Here is an 18,436-nt window from a genome sequence, read left to right as displayed (position 1 = left end):
CGTCGCCTGAGGCCACTATTTCCACGATGTTGTGTGATCTTGCGGGCGGGCAGCGCGGGGACGGGCGGGCAGCGCGGGGACGGGCGGGCAGCGCGGGACGGGTCAGGCGGTGTGGTCGATGACGACCTTGCCGAAGGCGTCGCCGGAGTGCAGGCGGGCGAAGGCGTCCTCGACCCGACTGAACGGCACCACGCTGTCCACCACCGGGCGCACCTCGTTGTCCGAGCAGAACGCCAGCAGCTCGTACAGCTCACCCGGCGTGCCCATCGAGGAGCCCAGGATCTCCAGCTGCATCGCGAAGACCCGGCGCAGGTTGACCGACGGCTCATGCCCGGCGGTCGCGCCGGAGACCACGATCCGGGCCATCGGCGCTGCCGACTTCAGCGAGTGGTCGAAGGTGGCCGCGCCGACCGTCTCGATCACCACGTCCACCCGTTCCGGCAGCCGGGCACCGGGCTCCACGGCGGTCGCGCCGAGGGCCGAGATCCGGTCCCGTTTGGCGGCGTCGCGGCTGGTCGCGTACACCCGCTTGCCCATCGCGATGGCGAGCGCGACGGCCGCGGTGGCGACGCCACCACCCGCGCCCTGGACCAGCACGCTGTCGGCGTCCGCGACCCGGCCCTTCGTGGTGAGCATCCGCCACGCGGTCAGCCAGGCCGTGGGCAGGCACGCCGCGTCGGTCGCCGCCATGCCCTCGGGCAGCGGGATCAGGTTCGATCGGGGTACGACCACCCGCTCGGCGAGGGTCCCGGCGAAGTGCTCGGAGAGGATGGAGACCCCGCGCGGGTCGCCCGGAGTGACCACCACCGGGTAGACGACCACCGGGCGGCCCTCCGGGTCCAGCCCCACCGCGTCGCAGCCGAGGATCATCGGCAGCTGGGCCTCGGCGAGCCCCACTCCGCGCAGCGACCAGAGGTCGTGGTGGTTGAGCGAGGTGGCGCGCAACTGAACTGTCACCCAGTCGTCAGCCGGAGGGGTCGGCTCGGGCCGCTCACCGACGGTGAGCGCGGCGAGCGGGTCGGCGTCGTCGAAACGGGAGGCGAAGGCAGCACGCATGATCGGCACGGTAACAAGCTGGGCGTCCGTTAAGAAGGCGCCCTGCCCTACCGGCGGGCGACGCCGTCGCGGCGGGCGGCTTCGGCGACCGCCTCGGCGACGGCCGGCGCGACGCGCGGGTCGAGTGGCGAGGGGACGATCGCGTCGGCGGTCAGCGACTCGGCCACCACGCCGGCGATGGCGTCCGCGGCGGCGACCTTCATCGCCTCGGTGATCCGGGTCGCGCCGGCATCCAGCGCCCCACGGAACACCCCGGGGAAGGCCAGCACGTTGTTGATCTGGTTGGGGTAGTCACTGCGCCCGGTGGCGACCACCGCGACGTGCCGGGCGGCCACCTCGGGGTGCACCTCCGGGGTCGGGTTGGCCAGCGCGAAGACGATCCCGCCGGGGGCCATCCCCGCCACCGCGGCCTCGGGGATCTGCCCGCCGGACACCCCGATCAGCACGTCGGCGTCGCGCAGCGCCTCGGTGATGTCGCCGTGCCGGCCGTCCGCGTTAGTGGTCGCCGCCAACTCGGCCTTGGTGCCGGTCAGCTCGGTGCGGTGCCGGCCGATGATGCCCTTGGAGTCCACGACCACCACCTGGTCGGGGTCGACACCCCCGGCGATGAGCATCTTCGTCACTGCCACCCCGGCCGCACCCGCGCCGCTGACCGCGACCCGCAGGTCGCCGAGCTTGCGGTCGAGCAGGGCGGCGGCGTTGCGCAGCGCGGCGAGCACCACGATCGCGGTGCCGTGCTGGTCGTCGTGGAAGACCGGGATGTCGAGGGCCTCGTCGAGGCGGCGCTCGATCTCGAAGCAGCGCGGGGCGCTGATGTCCTCCAGGTTGATACCACCGAACGAGGGCGCCAGCGCCCGGACCACCGCGACGATCTCATCAGCGTCCTGGGTGTCCAGGCAGACCGGCACGGCGTCGACCCCACCGAACTGCTTGAACAACACCGCCTTGCCCTCCATCACCGGCAGCGCGGCACGTGGGCCGATGTTGCCGAGCCCGAGCACCGCCGAGCCGTCGGTGACCACCGCGACGGTGTGCGACACCCAGGTGTAGTCGTCCACCAGGGCGGGGTCGGCGGCAATCGCCTCACACACCCGGGCCACCCCCGGGGTGTACGCCAGGGAGAGGTCATCCCGGCTGGTCAGTGGCACTGTCGAGGTGATGGCCATCTTGCCGCCGCGGTGCAGCAGGAAGACGGGATCAGCGGGGTCCACGGTGGACGAAGACATGGCGGTGACTCCAGGATCTGTCGAGCAGATGTGAGGCGGCCGGGCCTGGCCGCGAGGTGGGCGGCGAGCGGTGGCACGCGGTGCGGGGGGTCACCCGGACACTTCCGAGCATAGTGTCGACACCCCCTCCCGGATGTGAGCGGGGTCATAACCCGTGACGACGTACCCGCCCGGGGCGCGGCCAGTAGCGGACCACCACCCGCCCTCGTACGTCGGCCACCCCGTACGCCCGCGAGTCGTCGGTGACCAGCTCGTTGTCGCCGCGCAGCCACCAGCCGCCGTCCTGTTTGCGGACCGCCCGCTTCACCACCAGCAGGTCGGGACGGGTCCGGAAGACCGCGACCACCACGTCCCCGGGTCGGATCCGCCGACCGCCGGGGCGTACCAGCACCGCGTCGCCGTGCCGCAACGTCGGTGCCATGGACGGGCCGACGACAAGGACGGCGGTCAGCGGCCCGCGCAACCGGGCCACCTCAGGCGGGTGATCGGCCTCCACTGGTTTCACCTCCGTCCGTTCGGAAAGCATCCCCAGGAGTAATGTCGCCTTTGATCATCGCAAACTTCCCATGGAGGATCCTGATGCGATTTCCGCGCATCCTCGCGCCCCGCGTCACCGCGAGCGCACACTGCGACCTGCCGTGTGGTGTCTACGATCCGGCTCAGGCTCGGATCGAGGCCGAATCGGTCAAAATGATCTGCGAGAAGTACCAGGCGAACACCGACCCGGAGTTCCGCACCCGGGCCGTCATCATCAAGGAGCAGCGCGCCGAGCTGGTCAAGCACCACCTCTGGGTGCTGTGGACCGACTACTTCAAGCCGCCACACTTCGAGAAGTACCCGAACCTGCACAGCCTGTTCAACGAGGCCACCAAGCTCGCCGGCGCCGGTGGCGTCAAGGGCAGCCTCGACCCGGCCACCGCCGACAAGCTGCTCTCGAAGATCGACGAGATCGCCAAGATCTTCTGGGAGACCAAGAAGGCGTGACCGTACCGGTCATCCCGACGATCCGGCCGGCACGTCCCGAGGACGTGCCGGCCGTCGTCGCCATGGTGCACGAGCTGGCGGAGTACGAACGCGCCCCCGACCAGTGTCACCTCACGGCCGAACAGCTCTCCTCGGCCCTCTTCGGTCCCGCACCGGCGCTCTTCGGTCACGTCGCGGTGGACGAGCGGGACGAGCCGATCGGCTTCGCCCTGTGGTTCCTCAACTTCTCCACCTGGGCCGGCGTACACGGCATCTACCTGGAGGACCTGTACGTCCGACCGACCGCCCGGGGTTCCGGGGCGGGTCGGTCGCTGCTCGCCACGCTCGCCGAGATCTGCGTACGACGTGGCTACCGGCGGCTGGAGTGGTGGATGATCGACTGGAACCCGGCCGCCGGGTTCTACGCCTCGATCGGTGCGGAGCAGATGAGCGAGTGGGTCCCCTACCGGCTCAGTGGCGAGGCGCTGCGGGCGCTCGCCGGCCAGGCCGCCACCGCTGGCACGCGTACGGACGACCGACCGGGTAGAGTCCCCGACCGGGGGGATGAGGCGTGACTCAACTGACTGGCCAGCCAGCGACCGACGACGACGTGGTGCACCTCACTGTGCCTGCCGACGGCGGTTACCTTGGCGTGCTCCGCACCGCCACCGCCGGTCTCGCGGCCCGGTTGCAGTTCGCGCTCGACGAGATCGAGGATCTGCGAATCGCTGTCGACGAGGCGTGCGCCATGCTGCTCGCCATCGCCACCCGCGACGCCGAGTTGGAGTGCCGCTTCGCGGTCACCGAGGACGCGCTGACAGTCGAGGTGACAGTGCCGACAGTGCGGGGTGCCACGCTGCCGGCCGAGTCGTCCTTCGCCTGGAAGGTGCTTACCGCGTTGACGACGTCGGCATCCGCCACGGCCGTCGACGGTCGGGCCACCATCGCGCTGCTCACCCGCCGCTCCGGCGGCTACTGACCGGCTCGACGGGCCAGGTCGGTCACTCGAAGCCGAGTGCCCGGGTCGTCGGGGGGCAGACCAGCAGCCAGCCCACGCCCAGCCCGAGCACCATCAGCGGCACGCCCAGCCAGCCCAACCCGCCCTGGATCATGAACCATCCGATCGGTAGCAGCATCAGCTGAAGCACTATCGCAGGCGCGCGGGCGCCCGCTTTGCGCTGTGACAGGGCCCGGCCCAGCGCCCAGAGCGCGACCGCGGCCCCGATGGCGAACGCGGTAACCAGCAACGCCGAGGCCAGATGGGTGGTGGTGGCCGTGAGATCGGCCCAGACCAGCCATGCCGCGACCAGCCCGACGGCGGCCGCCTCCGCCCACAACAGCCGGACCGCCCAGCGGAGCGTGACGGGAAACGGGGCCGAGTCGATGGTCACGCGCGCCACGATACCCGGGCTACCGGGAGGTACAGTGCCGCCCATGCACGCCGTCCTGGTGGTCAATCCAAAGGCCACCACCACCAGCGAACGCAGCCGGGACGTGCTCGTCCGGGCGCTGCGCAGCGAAGTCGACCTCAGCGTGCGCTACACCCGGCGGCGCGGGCACGCGATGGCGCTGGCGCGGGAGGCCGCGGCGGAGGGCGTCGACCTGGTCGTCACCCTGGGTGGCGACGGCACAGTGAACGAGGTGGTGAACGGCCTGATGACGGCCGACCCGCCGCCCGGCGCCGTCGGCGTGCCGATGGCCGAACGACTGCCCGCGCTGGCGACAGTGCCGGGCGGCTCGACGAACGTGTTCGCCCGCGCGTTGGGCCTGCCCCGGGAGTGGCCGGAGGCGACCAGCATGATCCTCGAAGGGTTACGGCTGGGCCGGAGCCGCACTGTCGGGCTGGGCCGCGCGGACGACCGCTACTTCACCTTCTGCGCCGGCTTCGGGCTGGACGCCGCGGTCATCCACCGGGTGGAGCAGGCCCGGCGCAAGGGCCGGGTGTCCACGCCGACGCTCTACCTGCGCTCGATCATGAACCAGTACTTCTTCGCCTCGGACCGGCGGCACCCGGCGATCGTGCTGGAACGTCCGGGCGAGCTGGCCGAGGCCGAGTTGGCCACCGTCATCATCCAGAACACGGCACCGTGGACGTACCTGGGCGACCGGGAGGTCAACCCGAACCCGTCGGCATCGTTCGATCTCGGGCTCGATGTGCTGGCCCTGCGTCAGCTCCGGGTGGCTAGCACAACACGGACAGTGACGCAGTTCCTGTCCCGGCAGCCGGATCCGCGCGGTCGACAGGTGTTACGAATCCACGACACTGCGGAGTTCACCCTGCTCTCCGCCCGTCCGCAGGCGTTCCAGCTGGACGGCGACTATCTCGGCGAGCGGGAGAAAGTCAGATTCACCTCCGTTCCCGCCGCACTGAGAGTAATCTGCTAGGTCTCGGGTACTGCCCTAGGTCGACACGGTGGCCGCAACCGCGCCGACAGGCCACCGCCACGCCGAGGGGCAGGTGCCGGAAATGTCAGCAATGTCACGCGGACTGTACTATATTGATCCTCGACTGTGGCACGGCGGGTAATCGGGAAAGCCCCGAAAACCGGGCAAACGGGCTGTGGGCTTGCTCACCGCCCGGAGTTTTTCCGAGCGTCACCCTTGACATCACGACTGTTCGTGAAAGTATTCACAAGCGAACTTGAGTTACCGGGACATTGCCTGGATATGCTCGTCAGGTTGAGCTGTTCCAGCAGGTCCCCGGGCGCTAACAGCCTGCTCACGCACTGCCGAATAGACGGACGCTAACCGTCACCATCGGCACTGCGGATGCATATAGGAAAAGCACGACCAAGCAATTGTTGCCACCCATCCAGAATGAGGAGTGTTGCCGCCATGGACTGGCGTCACCATGCTGTCTGCCGCGACGAGGACCCGGAACTGTTCTTCCCGATCGGGACGTCCGGGCCGGCTCTCCTGCAGGTCGAGCAGGCCAAGGCCGTCTGCAGGCGCTGCTCCGTGACCGACCAGTGCCTGCAGTGGGCGCTCGAGTCGGGTCAGGACGCCGGCGTCTGGGGCGGGATGAGCGAAGAGGAACGGCGTGCCGTCAAGCGGCGCGGCGGCCTCCGCGTGCTGCGCGCTCACTCCGCCTGATCCCAACGACACAGCTGTACGCCCCGGTGGGTCCGCCCACCGGGGCGTTCCGCTGTCCGCTCCGGCCTCAACCGGCAGGTGCCACGACGTGGCCGCACAACCCGTCATCGACCCGGCGCAGCACCACCTCGGCCAGTTCCGGCGCATCGGTCAACGGGGCGGACACCGCCACCGCGCCGGCCGCTCGAGCCGCCTCGGTCACCGCGTCGTGGAACAGGCCCGGCGCCAGGAAGTACGCGCACACCGCTACCCGCCGGGCACCGGCCGCACGTAGCCGGGACACCGCAACCCCGGCCGCCGGGGGAGCCGCCGAGGCGTACGCCACCCGACAGCGCACCCCGAACTCCGCGCCGAGCGCGTCCGCGGCCTGACCCACCGACCGGCGGGCCCGCGCGTCCCGGGTGCCCGCCGCGGCCAACACCAGCGCGTCGAAGCGGCCCGGCCGCGCCTCGGCGAGGCGTCGACGCAGCCCACCCAGCAGCCCCGGGTCGACGGTGCCGTCCGCCGGGCCGAGCACGTCGGTCACCCGCACCGCAAGTGCCGGCTCGGCCCGCACCGCCGCGCTCACCGCAGCCGGAATGTCCACCCGATTGTGGTACGCGGCAGTCAGCAGCAGCGGCACCAGCACCGCCTGACGGTGCCCGGCCGCCGCCAGGCCACGCAGCACCTCGGTCGGCCCCGGCTCGGTGTGGTCAAGCCAACTCGCGAGGACCGGGGTACCGGGCCGGGCGGCCGACACGGCACGGGCGAGCGCCCGGGTGGCATCGGCCGCTCGTGGATCCCGGCTGCCGTGTGCGACAAGCACCACCGGGTCCGCCCCTCCGGCCGCACCAGGGCCGGTCGGGGTGGTCGCCGGCGAGGTCAGACGTGCAGCCCGCACTCGGTCTTCTCGAACATGGCCCACCGGCCGGCCCGCGCATCCTCGCCGGCCTTGGTCCGGCGGGTGCACGGCCAGCAGCCGATCGACCCGTACCCCTGCTTGAACAGCTCGTTCACCGGCACGTTGAAGCGGGCGATGTAGGCGTCCACATCCGCCTGCGTCCAGGCCGCGATCGGATTGACCTTGACCTTGCCGCGCCGCGCGTCGAAGGTCACCACCGGCGTGTTGGCCCGGGTCGGCGACTCGTCCCGGCGCAGGCCCGCGGCCCAGGCGTCGTACCCGGACAGGGCCCGCTCCAACGGCTCCACCTTGCGCAGCTGGCAGCAGTCGTCCGGCGACTTGTTGAACAGCCGCGGACCGTACTGGCCGTCCTGCTGCCCCACGGTGAGCCGGGGCCGGATCGACCGGACGTTCACCGGCAGCGTGCGGGCCACCTCGTCGCGCACGCGCAGCGTCTCCGGGAAGTGCAGACCGGTGTCGAGGAAGACCACGTCCACCCCGGGGGCGACCCGGGACACCAGGTGCGCCAGCACGGCGTCGGCCATCGAGCTGGTGACGCAGAACCGGTCGCCGAAGGTCTGCGCCGCCCACCTGGCGATCTCCAGCGCCGGGGCGCCCTCCAGATCCCGGGCCGCCTGCTCGGCAAGCGTCCGCAACTCGTCCGGGTTACGCCCGACCGACTCGGCCGAGGTGACAGCGCCCGGCCCGACCAGGCGCAGGCTCGCGGCGGAGACGAGACTCATCGGGTCACCGCCCGGGAGAGCAGCCCGGTGAACTTCACCGAGAAGACCCGTGCGCAGGCGTGGCACTCCCAGGCGCCGTGCCCCGCCTCGTGCGGCCGCAGGTCCTCCTCGCCGCAGTAGGGGCAGTACAGAGGTGCCGCTCGGTTTTCGCTGCTCACCGCAGTTCCTCCTCGTCGACTCTGATCACCCAGTTGGCGAACGTCTCACCCTCGCTCCGCCCGGCCAGGTAGCGGCGGGCCAGCCGTTCCACGTACTCCGGAAGCTCGTCGGCGGTTGTCTTCAGGCCGCGCAGCTTGCGGCCGAAGCCGGCGGTCTGGCCCTGGGCCATGCCCAGGCCGCCGCCCAGGTGCACCTGGAAGCCCTCCACCTGCCGGCCGTCCGGACCGACCACCAGTTGACCCTTGAGGCCGATGTCGGCCACCTGGGTGCGGGCACACGCGTTGGGGCAGCCGTTGATGTGGATCGAGATGTCCGCGTCGAAGTCGCGCAGCCGCTGCTCCAGCCGGGCCACCAACTCCTCGCCGCGGGCCTTGGTCTCGACGATCGCCAACTTGCAGTACTCGATGCCGGTGCACGCCATGGTGCCGCGCCGCCAGGCCGACGGCCGGGCCTCCAGGCCGATGCCACGCAGCGCGTCGACGAGCGACTCCGTCCGCTCCGACGGCACGTCGAGCACCAGCAGCTTCTGGTACGGGGTGAGTCGCACCCGGTCGCTGCCGTGCGCCTCGACCACGTCGGCCAGCTCGGCGAGCTGCCCACCGGAGACCCGCCCGACCACCGGCGCGGCGCCCACGTAGTGCCGCCCGTCGGCCTGCTCGTGCACGCCCACGTGGTCGATCGGCTTCGCCGGCAGCTCCGGGGCGGGGCCGTCGAGCAACGTACGCCCCAGGTATTCCTTCTCCAGCACCTCCCGGAAGCGCGCCACACCCCAGTCGGCCACCAGGAACTTCAGCCGGGCCCGGTTGCGCAACCGGCGGTAGCCGTAGTCGCGGAAGATCCCGACCACCCCGGCCCACACGTCGGGGATCTCGGCCAGCGGCACCCAGACGCCGAGCCGCTGGGCCAGCATCGGGTTGGTGGAGAGCCCGCCACCGACCCAGAGGTCGAAGCCCGGCCCGTGCTCGGGGTGGTCGACGCCGAGCAGGGCGATGTCGTTCGACTCGTACGGGGTGTCGACAAGCCAGGAGATCGATGTCTTGAACTTGCGGGGCAGGTTGGAGAACTGCTTGTCGCCGACGTACCGGGCGACGATCTCGTCGATCGCCGGCGTCGGGTTGAGCAGCTCGTCGCGGGCCACCCCGGCGACCGGGCTGCCCAGCACGATGCGCGGGCAGTCGCCGCACGCCTCGGTGGTCTGCAGGCCTACCGACTCCAGCCGACGCCAGATCTCCGGCATGTCCTCGACCCGGATCCAGTGGTACTGGATGTTCTGCCGGTCGGTGATGTCGGCGGTGTCCCTGGCGAACTCCCGGGAGATGTCCGCGATCACCCGCAGCTGGGCCAGGCTGAGCTGGCCGCCGTCGATGCGGACCCGCAGCATGAAGAACTCGTCCTCCAGCTCGTGCGGCTCCAGCACGGCGGTGCGCCCGCCGTCGATGCCCGCCTTGCGCTGGGTGTAGAGGCCCCACCAGCGGAACCGGCCGCGCAGATCCTGCGGGTCGATGGAGGCGAAGCCACGGTGCGCGTAGATTGTCTCGATCCGGGCCCGGACGTTGAGCGGGTCGTCGTCCTTCTTGATCCGCTCATTGGGGTTGAGCGGCTCACGGTGGCCGAGCGCCCACTGACCCTCACCCCGGGGCCGGCGCGGCGCCCGGGTCGGGCGGGTCGTCGGGTCCTCGGAACGGGCAGGGCTGCTGCTGACCGCCATCGCGGCGTCCTCCGTTGTCTGCTGTGCCTCGGGGGTACGCGGGGCGCGACGGCCGGCCCGGCGAAGCGGGCGGGACAACGGTGTCTTCAGACAGCCGGCGCGGAGCGCGCCCGAGACAGATTGGTCGGGCGTCGTCAGTAAGCCGGACAGATCGCGCTGCGCACGCGGCCGTAATCGACGTGGCGACGTGCCACGAAGCGGCGGACGACTGCGGCGGTCATGCGCCCATGCTCCCACACCTGAAGGGGGTCGGCCAATGTCCGCGTGCTGGATCCCACATCACGGGCCGACGGTCAGCCGACCAGTTGGTCACCAAGGATAGTTCGGGCATAACGCACCACTCTCCCCTGCCGTACGCCGGTGATCAGGCCGTTGTCTCGCAGGGTGGTGAGGTGGTGCGACGCGGTCGCCGGCGCGAGCCCCAACATCGCGGCCAGCTCACCGGTGCTCAGCGGGGTGTCGAGCAGGGACAGCGCCGCCGCCCGGGTACTGCCCAGCAGAGCGCCCAGCGCCGCGCTGGGCGGCGGCGAATCCCACAGCCCGCCCAGCCCGGCCGGCGGATAGCAGAGGGCGGGCCCGGCGTCGCCCTCCATGATCGCGTGGACAGTCGGTCCGGAGAACGCGGTGGGCAGCAACGTCCACGGGCGTCCGTCCAGGCCGGCAGGCACTTTCGTGCCGACGGCGACCCGCAGCGCCGCGCCGTCCCACCGGATCAACGGGTGCACCTCGCGGAGCAGGGTGCGCCCACCCTGCTCGGCGGCGAGCAGCATCCGGCGCCGGATGTCGGCCAGCGCGAGCGCCCGCAGCCGGGGCCAGTCCGGTGCGATCAGCAGTGTGAAGTACCTGTGGAGCTGCGCGACCAGTTCGTCAGGGGACAGCCGGGGAGCACCGGCGCGTTCCAGTTGCCGTCGCACCCGGGACGGGTCGGTGTCGGCGACCGCCCGTAACTCGGCGGCCAGGTTCGGTGTCACCCCGATCGGGGTGAGGAAGTCCGGCACGTAGCCGTTTGCCGATCTGAGCACCGCCAGCAGCGGCTCGAGGCCGGCATCCGGCAGCAGCCGCTCGGCGCGCTCCCGCCACGGCCGGTGCATCCAGTACTTCGCCGGCTTACGCAAAGCCCAGGAGCTGGCCACCAGCTCGGCCAGGGGCGAGTGCACGAACCGCACCCGGCTCAGGTCGTCAGGCGAGAACCGAATCTCGATCACCGACGGATTCGATCACGCTCGAACGCTTCGGCGACAGCTCGGGACGGCCCGAGGATCCTCACATGGAGTACAGACAACTGGGCCGGTCGGGCCTGCGCGTCAGCGCGGTCGCGTACGGCAACTGGGTCACCCACGGCAATCAGCTCGACGACGACGCGGCGGCCGCCTGCGTGGGCGCCGCCCTGGACGCGGGCATCACCACCTTCGACACCGCCGACCGGTACGCCCAAGGTCGGGCCGAGGAGGCGCTGGGCAAGGCGCTGCGCGGCGTCCGGCGCAGCTCGGTCGAGCTGTGCACGAAGGTGTTCCTGCCGGTCGGGCCGGGAGCCAACGACGCCGGGCTGTCCCGCAAGCACATCATCGAGAGCTGCCACGCCTCGCTGGGCCGGCTGGGCACCGACTACGTCGACCTCTACCAGGCCCACCGGTACGACGACACGGTGCCGTTGGAGGAGACGATGCTCGCCTTCGCCGACCTGGTCCGCCAGGGCAAGGTGCTCTACGTCGGCGCCTCCGAGTGGACCGCCCCGCAGCTGCGGGCGGGCCTGCGGCTCGCCGCCGAACTGCGGGTCCCGTTCATCGCCAACCAGCCGCAGTACTCGATGCTGTGGCGGGTGGTGGAGGCCGAGGTGGTGCCGACCAGCGCGGAACTCGGGTTGGGCCAGCTCGCCTGGGCGCCGCTGGCGATGGGCGTGCTGACCGGCAAGTACCAACCCGGCCAACGCCCGCCCGCCGACTCCCGGGCCACCGACGACTTCGGCGGGTCGTTCATCGCCCGCTACTCGTCGGATCTCCTGCTCTCCCGGGTCCGCCAGCTCCGGTCGGTCGCCGATGCCGCCGGCTGCACGATGGCCCAGCTGGCGGTGGCGTGGGTGTTGCACCGACCAACAGTGGCCAGCGCGATCGTCGGCGCGTCCCGACCCGAGCAGCTCGCCGAGACGGCCGGTGCGGCCACGGTACGGCTGGACGACGAACTGATCGAGCGGATCGATGCCGTGCTCGGCGATCTGGTCGAGCGTGATCCGGCGAAGACCGCCCGACCGAACGACGTGATGCCGGCCTGGCGCCGACCGCCTGCGCCCGGCTGACACCCAACGGCGGGCCAGGCGTGGCAGGCTCGAACCGTGGGCAGATTGTCCGAGTCGACCGGTGCGGCGTGGGACCACCTGCGCCGCGTACCGGTCTGGCTCTCCCCGGCGCTGCTGACCCTGGTGGTGACCCTGACCGGACTGGGTTCGGCCCAGCTCTGGCGCGACGAGTTGGCGACCTGGAGCGCGGCCAGCCGGTCGCCCGACGAGCTGGCCCGGTTGGCCGGCACCATCGACGCCGCCACCGGGCCGTACTACCTGCTGATGCACGGCTGGACCGCGATCTTCGGCGACTCCACGATCGCCCTGCGCACTCCGGCCGTGCTGGCGATGACGGTGGCGGCCGGGTTGCTCGCCGTGCTCGGCGCGCGGCTTGTCGACCGGCGCACCGGGCTGTTCGCCGGGCTGCTGTTCGCGGTCCTCCCCGGCACGTCCCGCTACGGGCAGGAGGCCCGCCCGTACGCGTTGGCCACCATGCTCGCGGTGCTCGCCACCCTGCTGCTGGTGGCCGCACTGCGCCGGCCGAGCTGGACCCGGTGGGCCGGTTACGCCGCCGCGGTGGCCGCGCTCGGGCTCATCCACCTGATCGCGCTCAGCCTGCTCGCGGCGCACGCTCTGGTAGTCCTGCTGGCCTGGTGGCGCGGCCCAGCCGCAGCCGGCGTCGCCACCCCGGACCAACCCACCGCCCACCAGGGCCAAACCACCGCCGGCCGGGACCGGCCCACCGGCGCCCAGGGCCGAACCACCGCCGGCCGGGACCGTCGCGCCGGCGAGCGGGACCGGCGGGTGTGGCGGTGGGTGGTCGCCGTGGTTCCGGTTGCTCTGCTTGTCGCTCCCCTGCTGCTCAAGGCCCGGGCCCAACGCTCCCGCCAGCTGAACTGGGTGAGCCTGGTCAGGTTGGACGACCTGACCGCGCTGCCCGGCGGCGTGGCACAGAGCAGCGTGGTGGGCGGACTGCTGGTCGGGGTCGCCGCGCTGGGGGCGGCCCGGCTCGGGCGGCGGGCCCTGCTACCGGTGAGCGCGGTGCTGCTGCCCGTGCTGCTGCTCTTCGCCGCCGGTGAGGTCGTACCACTGTGGGTGCCCCGGTACCTGGTCTTCGTGGTGCCCTTCGCCTGCCTGCTGGCGGGCGCGGCGCTGGCCGCGGTGGCCGCGCCGGCCGCGCTCGCCGTGGTGCTCCTGGCCGGGTTGCTCGGCCTTCCCGACCAGGCGGCGCTGCGGCGTACCCACGAATGGCCGCGCAGCGCGCCGGTGGACTACGCGGGTGTGGCTCGGGTGATCGCCGAGGGTCAGCGGCCGGGCGACGCGGTGGTCTACTCGCCCCGGCAGAGCTGGCTCTTCCTCGACCTCGGCATCGAGTACCACCTCGACGACCCCCCACGGGACGTGCTGGTCACCGAGGACGAGGTCCGCCGGGGCGACCTGTGGGCGGCCGAGTGCCCCCAACCGGCACAGTGCCTGGCCGGCACGACCCGGGTGTGGCTGGTGATCTCCGGCCGGCACGCCGATCCGCTGGCCGCCGTGACCGGTGCCAAGGGCGACGCCCTGCGCGCCGACTTCGCTGTCGCCCAGGTCTGGCCGCGCCCCGGCCTGACCGTCGCCCTGTTGACCCGCTGACGGCGGCGATCAGGCCGGTGAGCGGCCTTCGTGGCTGTTGCGGGCCAGTGGGACGACAAGGACCGCCTCGGTGCCGCCGGTGGCGCCGGCCCGCAGCTCGATGGTGCCGCGCAACTCCCCGGTGACCAGGGCCCGGACGATCTGGAGGCCGAGCCGGCTGGCCTGCTCCGCGTCGAAGCCCGGCGGCAGCCCTCGTCCGTTGTCGGTCACCGAGACGTGCAGCATCTTGCGGAACCGGTGCGCCGAGACCACCACCTCCGGCCTGATCGCGTCATCAACCTCGGGGGCGACCGCCGGCACCAGACCCGGACCGGCGACGGGCGCGGGGGCGTCGTCCACCTCGTCGGCCGGCGGGAAGCCGTGCTCGACGGCGTTGAGCAGCAACTCGTTGAGGACCATCACCAGCGAGGTGGCGATCTCCGCCGGCAGCACGCCGAAGCTGCCCCGTCGACGCATGCCGACGCTCACCTCGGTCGCCGCGACCTCGGTCGCCGCGCTGGCCACCCGGTCCACGATGCCGTCGAACTCGACAGCCTCGTCGCTGGACATCGAGAGCGTCTCGTGCACCAGGGCGATCGAGGCGACCCGGCGCACCGATTCCTCAAGCGCGACGCGGGCCTCCGGCATGGCCACCCGGCGGGCCTGCAACCGCAGCAGCGCGGCAACGGTCTGGAGATTGTTCTTCACCCGGTGGTGGATCTCCCGGATCGTGGCGTCCTTGGTGATCAGTGCCCGATCCCGACGGCGAACCTCGGTGATGTCGCGGACCAGCACGAGCGCGCCGATCGGCACTCCGGCGGGCATCAGTGGCAGCGCCCGGGTGAGCATCGTGGCACCCCGCGCGTCGATCTCCCGTCGGGGTGGCGCCTCGCCGCGCAGGGCGGCCAGGATGCCGTTCGCCGCCTCGGTGCCGTCCAGCGGATCCCCGGCCAGCCGGCGGTGCAGCGCGGCCAGATCCTCGCCCACCAGGTGTGCGGCGTAGCCCAACCGGCGGTACGCGGACTGCGCGTTCGGGCTGGCGTAGGTGACCTTGCCGCCGGCATCGAGCCGGACCAGGCCGTCGCCGACCCGGGGTGCGGAGGTGGTCTCGCCCGGGTGCCGTGGTGGTGGGAAGGTGCCGTCCGCGATCATCTGCGCCAGGTCGTCGGCGGTGGTCAGGTAGTTGAGCTCCAGTTGGCTCGGGGTGCGCGCGGTGGAGAGGTTGGTGTCCCGCCCCACCACGGCGATCACCTCGCCGGCCTCCCCCTCGGCGGTCCGCAACCGGACCGGGATCGCCTCGTGCCGGGCCGGCACGTCGCCGTACCAGACCGGATCGCCCTCCCGCCAGATCCGGCCCTGGGAGTACGCCACCCCGAGGTGGGCCACCTCGGAACCGCCGACGATCCGCCCCACCTGGTCGTCCTGGTAGGCGGTGGGTGCGGTGGTCGGGCGGACCTGGGCGACGCAGAGGAACGTGCCCTCGGTGTCGACCGGCACCCAGAGCAACAGGTCGGCGAAGGAGAGATCGGAGAGCAGTTGCCAGTCGCCGGCGATGCGGTGCAGGTGGTCGATGTCGGCCGGACGGAGATGGGTGTGCTCCTCGGCGAGGTCGCGCAGCGTGGACACGGTGACCAGGGTGCCACGCCGCCCCTCACATCGTCGCGGTGACCTTCTTCAACCCGCGCGGCGCGTCTGGATCCTCACCTCGGGTGAGAGCCAGGGCCAGCGCCAACCGCTGCAACGGCAGGATGTCCAGCAGCGGGGCGTACCGCTCGTCGACCTCGGGCACGGCCAGCCGGGTGGCGCCCGGCACGTCGGCGGAGCCGACCACAACGACGTCGGCGCGGCGTTCGCCGAGGCGGGGCAGCACCTCGCCCATCGACCGGCCACCGGGGCCGGAGCCGACCACCGCGAGCACCGGAACCTCCGGGTCGGTCATCGCGAGTGGGCCGTGCAGCAGATCGGCGCCGGAGAAGGCGAGCGCCGGCAGGTACGAGGTCTCCATCAGCTTCAACGCCGCCTCCCGGGCGGTCGGGTAGGCGTACCCCCGGCCGGTGGTGACCAACTGGCGGGCGAACCGGTAGCGCGGCGCGAGCCGGGTCGGGGTGTCGTCGGCCAGGGTGCGGGCGGCCAACTCGGGCAGCGCGTCGAGCGCCTCCCGTTCGTCCGCCGGGAGCACGCCGTCGCCGGCCCGGATCCCCTCCACGAGCATCAGCAGGGCGAGCAGCTCGGCGGTGTACGTCTTGGTGGCGGCCACCGCCCGCTCGTGCCCGGCGGCGATGTCGACGCTCAGCTCGGCCACCTCCACAAGCGGCGACTCCGGCGCGTTCGTCACCGCGAGGGTCAGCGCTCCGGAGGCGCGGGCGGCGCGTAGCACCTCGGCCAGGTCGGGTGAACCCCCGCTCTGGCTGACCCCGACGACAAGCGCGTCCGACAGATCGGGTCGGGCCCCGAACAGGGTTACCGCGCTGGGCGAGGCGAGCCCGGCGGGCAGGCCGAGCCGGATCTCGGTCAGGTACGCCCCGTAGAGGGCCGCGTGGTCGGAGGTGCCCCGGGCGGTGAAGACCACGTGCCGGGGGCGACGTTGGGCGATGACCGCCGCCACCCGCGCGATCTCCGCGGCGTTGGCGGCCGAGAGTAGACGGGCGTAGCCAGCCGGCTGCTCGTCGATGTCGGCGGCCATCCCGGCCCCTGCACGTGTCACGGAAACCCCTCCCTGCGCGATTGCCGCGCGATTCTTGCTCAGTCTTGCACTTTTAAGCGCATCTCGGCAATCGAACGAGCAGGAGTGCGCAGATGATCACCAATTGATCTCAATATCAACTAAGCTTGGCGGGGCCGCACCCGGCCAAGCCCAGCGACGAGAGGACGACGTGCCCGAGGGAACGGACGACCCCGCGCTCTCCGCGACGGAGGAGCTGGCGCTGGCCCGGCTGGCACTCGACGAGGGCGACCTGCACCACGCCGCCGGCCACCTCGCCGGCGCACTGGCGCAGGCCCCGACCCTCCCGGAGGTACACGAGACGCTGGCCCGGCTCGCCGCGGCCAGCGGCGGTGGCCTCGGCCTCTTCCCGCTCAACCACCACACCTTCGTGGGCTCGGTCGTCGCCCGCGCCCACCTGCTCGCCACCGCCGGCCGCCCGGCCGAAGGGCTGGAGCTGCTGGCCGCGGCGACCGCGTACGCGCCCGGCACCGAGTGGGCCGGCGTGCCCTGGGTCACCGCGCCCGAGCTGGCCGAACGGTTGGACCCGGAGCACATCGCCCGCACCCTCATGCAGATCTGCGCCGCGCTGCCCGACCCGGTGCCGCGGGTCGACCGGGGTGCCCTCACGCCGTACCTCACGCTGGCCCGCAACGCGGCCACCGTCCATCCCGAGCACGGCCTGTTGCTGGGTGCGGCGTCCGCGCTGGCCCGGCGTCTCGGCGAGGCGGCGCTTGCGGTGCGCTGGGCCACCCGAGGGGTACGCGCACAACGCTCGAAGATGGGCGAGGTCTGGCTCGGGTACGCGTACCGCAGCGCGGGCCGGACCCGCGACGGCCTCGCGGCCCTCACTCGGGCCGTCGAGCTGGACCCGGACGACCTGGCGATCTACGCGGACATCGCCGGCACCCTGGCCGAGATCGGCCGGCTGGACGAGGCACTGGAGTGGACCGAGCGGGCGCTGGTCCGCGACCCGTCCTTCGACTGCGCTGTGCACACCGCGCACCGGCTCCGGCACCTGCGCGACGGCGACCTGGCCCACCTGGTCGCGCTCGCCGACTTCGTCCGCGACCACCCCGACGACAGCCACGAGCACGGTGACCTGGCGCAGTGCTGCCGAGGCCGACCCTGGCTCGGCCAGCTGACCCCGGCCGGCGGCCCACTCGTCGACGCGCTGCGCCAGGCCGTGGCCGATGACGACAACGGTTCCGGCAACGCCGTACAACTGTCCGCCGCCGCCCCGCCGAGCGCCGTCCGGACGGCCACGTCCACCGCCCCCGGGCTGCGGATCGACGTCGTCGGCACGTCGGATCCGGACCCGCGCGAGCCCCGGCGAGCGTCCGCCCAACGGTTGTGGCACTACACGGACAACGTTCCCACCCCCGCACTACCGGCGCCCTCGGCGACGGCTGTCGAACGGATCGGTCAGCTCGCCCACCCGGCCTGGCCGCACCCGCCGGCGGCGTACGACGCGGCGGTGGGCCTGGCCGGTCTCGACGTGGCGGACCTGCTCGGCCTGCTGGTGCACCCGCCGGCGGCACCGGCGAACGCGGTGGGTCGGCTGCTGGCCGCCCACGACCCGTCGATGTGGGTTCGTGGGGTGCAGGTGTGGGCCTGCCTGGGGCTGCTGCACCACCGGACCGACGAGCCGTGGGAGGGTTCGACCCGGCGTCGGGTGCTACTCGATCTGGTCTGGGACGTGGAGGACTGGGTCACCGAGGCGGCGCTGTTCGCCCTGGTCACGGCCGCCTGGGTGGATCCGTCGGTACGGTCGGACGTGGCCGCGGTGGCGGCGGAACGGCTCGCCGACGTGGCGGCCGTGGCTCGGGCCCGGCCGGTCCCGATCGCCGTCTCGCTGGCCCACCTGGCGCTCGCCGTGCCGGAACTGGACCGGGCCACCGCGGCCCTGGCCACCGAACTGCTCGGCACGCTCTCGCCCCGAGTCCCCCGCCCCCGCAACCCGCTACGCCGCCTCTGGCAGCGCCTGCGTGGCGCCCGCTAGGTAGCCGGGTCGCGGGAAC

General features: G+C 72.3%; 19 protein-coding genes. 8 read left to right on the top strand and 11 right to left on the bottom strand.

The annotated features are described in order from the left end of the window. Positions 1–102: 102 nt before the first annotated feature. The 3 genes from AB0B85_RS04020 to AB0B85_RS04010 form a co-directional block, all read right to left on the bottom strand. On the bottom strand, positions 103–1,065 hold the full coding sequence (locus AB0B85_RS04020; protein ID WP_357403297.1) for a zinc-binding dehydrogenase: 963 nt from the start codon (positions 1,063–1,065) through the stop codon (positions 103–105). 38 nt (positions 1,066–1,103) lie between these two features. Beyond that, positions 1,104–2,282: an NADP-dependent malic enzyme gene (locus AB0B85_RS04015; RefSeq protein ID WP_357403295.1), complete on the bottom strand. Its 1,179-nt coding sequence runs from the start codon at positions 2,280–2,282 to the stop codon at positions 1,104–1,106. Positions 2,283–2,427: 145 nt separating this feature from the next. Beyond that, a complete protein-coding gene (locus tag AB0B85_RS04010; protein WP_357403293.1) occupies positions 2,428–2,808 on the bottom strand; it encodes a S24 family peptidase in 381 nt (126 codons plus the stop codon). 53 nt (positions 2,809–2,861) lie between these two features. On the opposite strand from AB0B85_RS04010, the gene sodN reads away from it, so the two are divergent. The 3 genes from sodN to AB0B85_RS03995 all read left to right on the top strand — a co-directional run bounded on the left by sodN (position 2,862) and on the right by AB0B85_RS03995 (position 4,224). Next, positions 2,862–3,266 carry a superoxide dismutase, Ni gene (gene sodN / locus AB0B85_RS04005; protein WP_357403291.1) on the top strand — a complete coding sequence of 135 codons (405 nt, stop codon included), beginning with the start codon at positions 2,862–2,864 and terminating at the stop codon, positions 3,264–3,266. 62 nt (positions 3,267–3,328) lie between these two features. Next, the gene (locus AB0B85_RS04000; RefSeq protein ID WP_357403339.1) at positions 3,329–3,820 is read left to right on the top strand and encodes a GNAT family N-acetyltransferase; all 492 of its coding nucleotides are present in this window, start codon (positions 3,329–3,331) and stop codon (positions 3,818–3,820) included. After that, on the top strand, positions 3,817–4,224 hold the full coding sequence (locus tag AB0B85_RS03995) for an ATP-binding protein (RefSeq protein WP_355031264.1): 408 nt from the start codon (positions 3,817–3,819) through the stop codon (positions 4,222–4,224). Before AB0B85_RS04000 ends, AB0B85_RS03995 begins: the two co-directional genes overlap by 4 nt. A 22-nt stretch (positions 4,225–4,246) precedes the next feature. Here the strand turns inward: AB0B85_RS03995 and AB0B85_RS03990 are convergent, their stop codons facing one another. Next, positions 4,247–4,681 (bottom strand): hypothetical protein, encoded by a 435-nt coding sequence (locus tag AB0B85_RS03990; protein WP_357403289.1) that lies wholly within the window; start codon positions 4,679–4,681, stop codon positions 4,247–4,249. Between AB0B85_RS03990 and AB0B85_RS03985 the strand changes: the two genes are divergently transcribed. Both AB0B85_RS03985 and AB0B85_RS03980 read left to right on the top strand, forming a co-directional pair. Continuing rightward, positions 4,680–5,630 (top strand): diacylglycerol kinase family protein, encoded by a 951-nt coding sequence (locus AB0B85_RS03985; RefSeq protein WP_357403287.1) that lies wholly within the window; start codon positions 4,680–4,682, stop codon positions 5,628–5,630. The two genes, AB0B85_RS03990 and AB0B85_RS03985, sit on opposite strands and share 2 nt — an antisense overlap. Positions 5,631–6,080: 450 nt before the next feature. Then, positions 6,081–6,338, top strand: a complete 258-nt coding sequence (locus AB0B85_RS03980; RefSeq protein WP_007072794.1) for a WhiB family transcriptional regulator — start codon at positions 6,081–6,083, stop codon at positions 6,336–6,338. A gap of 67 nt (positions 6,339–6,405) precedes the next feature. Here the strand turns inward: AB0B85_RS03980 and AB0B85_RS03975 are convergent, their stop codons facing one another. The 5 genes from AB0B85_RS03975 to AB0B85_RS03955 form a co-directional block, all read right to left on the bottom strand. Beyond that, the gene (locus AB0B85_RS03975) at positions 6,406–7,203 is read right to left on the bottom strand and encodes a CbiX/SirB N-terminal domain-containing protein (RefSeq protein ID WP_357403337.1); all 798 of its coding nucleotides are present in this window, start codon (positions 7,201–7,203) and stop codon (positions 6,406–6,408) included. Next, a complete protein-coding gene (locus tag AB0B85_RS03970) occupies positions 7,200–7,961 on the bottom strand; it encodes a phosphoadenylyl-sulfate reductase (protein ID WP_357403285.1) in 762 nt (253 codons plus the stop codon). Before AB0B85_RS03970 ends, AB0B85_RS03975 begins: the two co-directional genes overlap by 4 nt. After that, positions 7,958–8,119 carry a hypothetical protein gene (locus AB0B85_RS03965; protein ID WP_167517323.1) on the bottom strand — a complete coding sequence of 54 codons (162 nt, stop codon included), beginning with the start codon at positions 8,117–8,119 and terminating at the stop codon, positions 7,958–7,960. Before AB0B85_RS03965 ends, AB0B85_RS03970 begins: the two co-directional genes overlap by 4 nt. Beyond that, complete coding sequence (locus AB0B85_RS03960) at positions 8,116–9,828, bottom strand: nitrite/sulfite reductase (RefSeq protein WP_357403282.1); 1,713 nt, start codon at positions 9,826–9,828, stop codon at positions 8,116–8,118. The genes AB0B85_RS03965 and AB0B85_RS03960 overlap by 4 nt, the downstream gene beginning before the upstream one ends. A 293-nt stretch (positions 9,829–10,121) precedes the next feature. After that, positions 10,122–11,033, bottom strand: a complete 912-nt coding sequence (locus AB0B85_RS03955; RefSeq protein WP_357403280.1) for an ArsR family transcriptional regulator — start codon at positions 11,031–11,033, stop codon at positions 10,122–10,124. Between the two features lie 62 nt (positions 11,034–11,095). Between AB0B85_RS03955 and AB0B85_RS03950 the strand changes: the two genes are divergently transcribed. Then, positions 11,096–12,121, top strand: coding sequence for an aldo/keto reductase family protein (locus AB0B85_RS03950; protein ID WP_357403278.1), 1,026 nt, complete (start codon positions 11,096–11,098; stop codon positions 12,119–12,121). A gap of 36 nt (positions 12,122–12,157) precedes the next feature. Further along, on the top strand, positions 12,158–13,735 hold the full coding sequence (locus AB0B85_RS03945) for a glycosyltransferase family 39 protein (RefSeq protein ID WP_357403276.1): 1,578 nt from the start codon (positions 12,158–12,160) through the stop codon (positions 13,733–13,735). Between the two features lie 9 nt (positions 13,736–13,744). On the opposite strand, the gene AB0B85_RS03940 is transcribed toward AB0B85_RS03945, so the two are convergent. After that, positions 13,745–15,340 (bottom strand): histidine kinase N-terminal domain-containing protein, encoded by a 1,596-nt coding sequence (locus AB0B85_RS03940; protein WP_357403273.1) that lies wholly within the window; start codon positions 15,338–15,340, stop codon positions 13,745–13,747. A gap of 25 nt (positions 15,341–15,365) precedes the next feature. Then, complete coding sequence (locus AB0B85_RS03935) at positions 15,366–16,397, bottom strand: SIS domain-containing protein (protein ID WP_357403335.1); 1,032 nt, start codon at positions 16,395–16,397, stop codon at positions 15,366–15,368. Between the two features lie 190 nt (positions 16,398–16,587). Here AB0B85_RS03935 and AB0B85_RS03930 point away from each other — a divergent pair, with 190 nt between their 5' ends. Beyond that, the gene (locus AB0B85_RS03930; RefSeq protein WP_357403271.1) at positions 16,588–18,417 is read left to right on the top strand and encodes a tetratricopeptide repeat protein; all 1,830 of its coding nucleotides are present in this window, start codon (positions 16,588–16,590) and stop codon (positions 18,415–18,417) included. Positions 18,418–18,436 lie beyond the last annotated feature (19 nt).

Source organism: Micromonospora sp. NPDC049044 (assembly GCF_040649215.1).
Lineage (GTDB): Bacteria > Actinomycetota > Actinomycetes > Mycobacteriales > Micromonosporaceae > Micromonospora.
The sequence above is the reverse complement of the archived record's forward strand: the minus strand, read 5'-3'. Positions and strand labels throughout refer to the sequence as shown.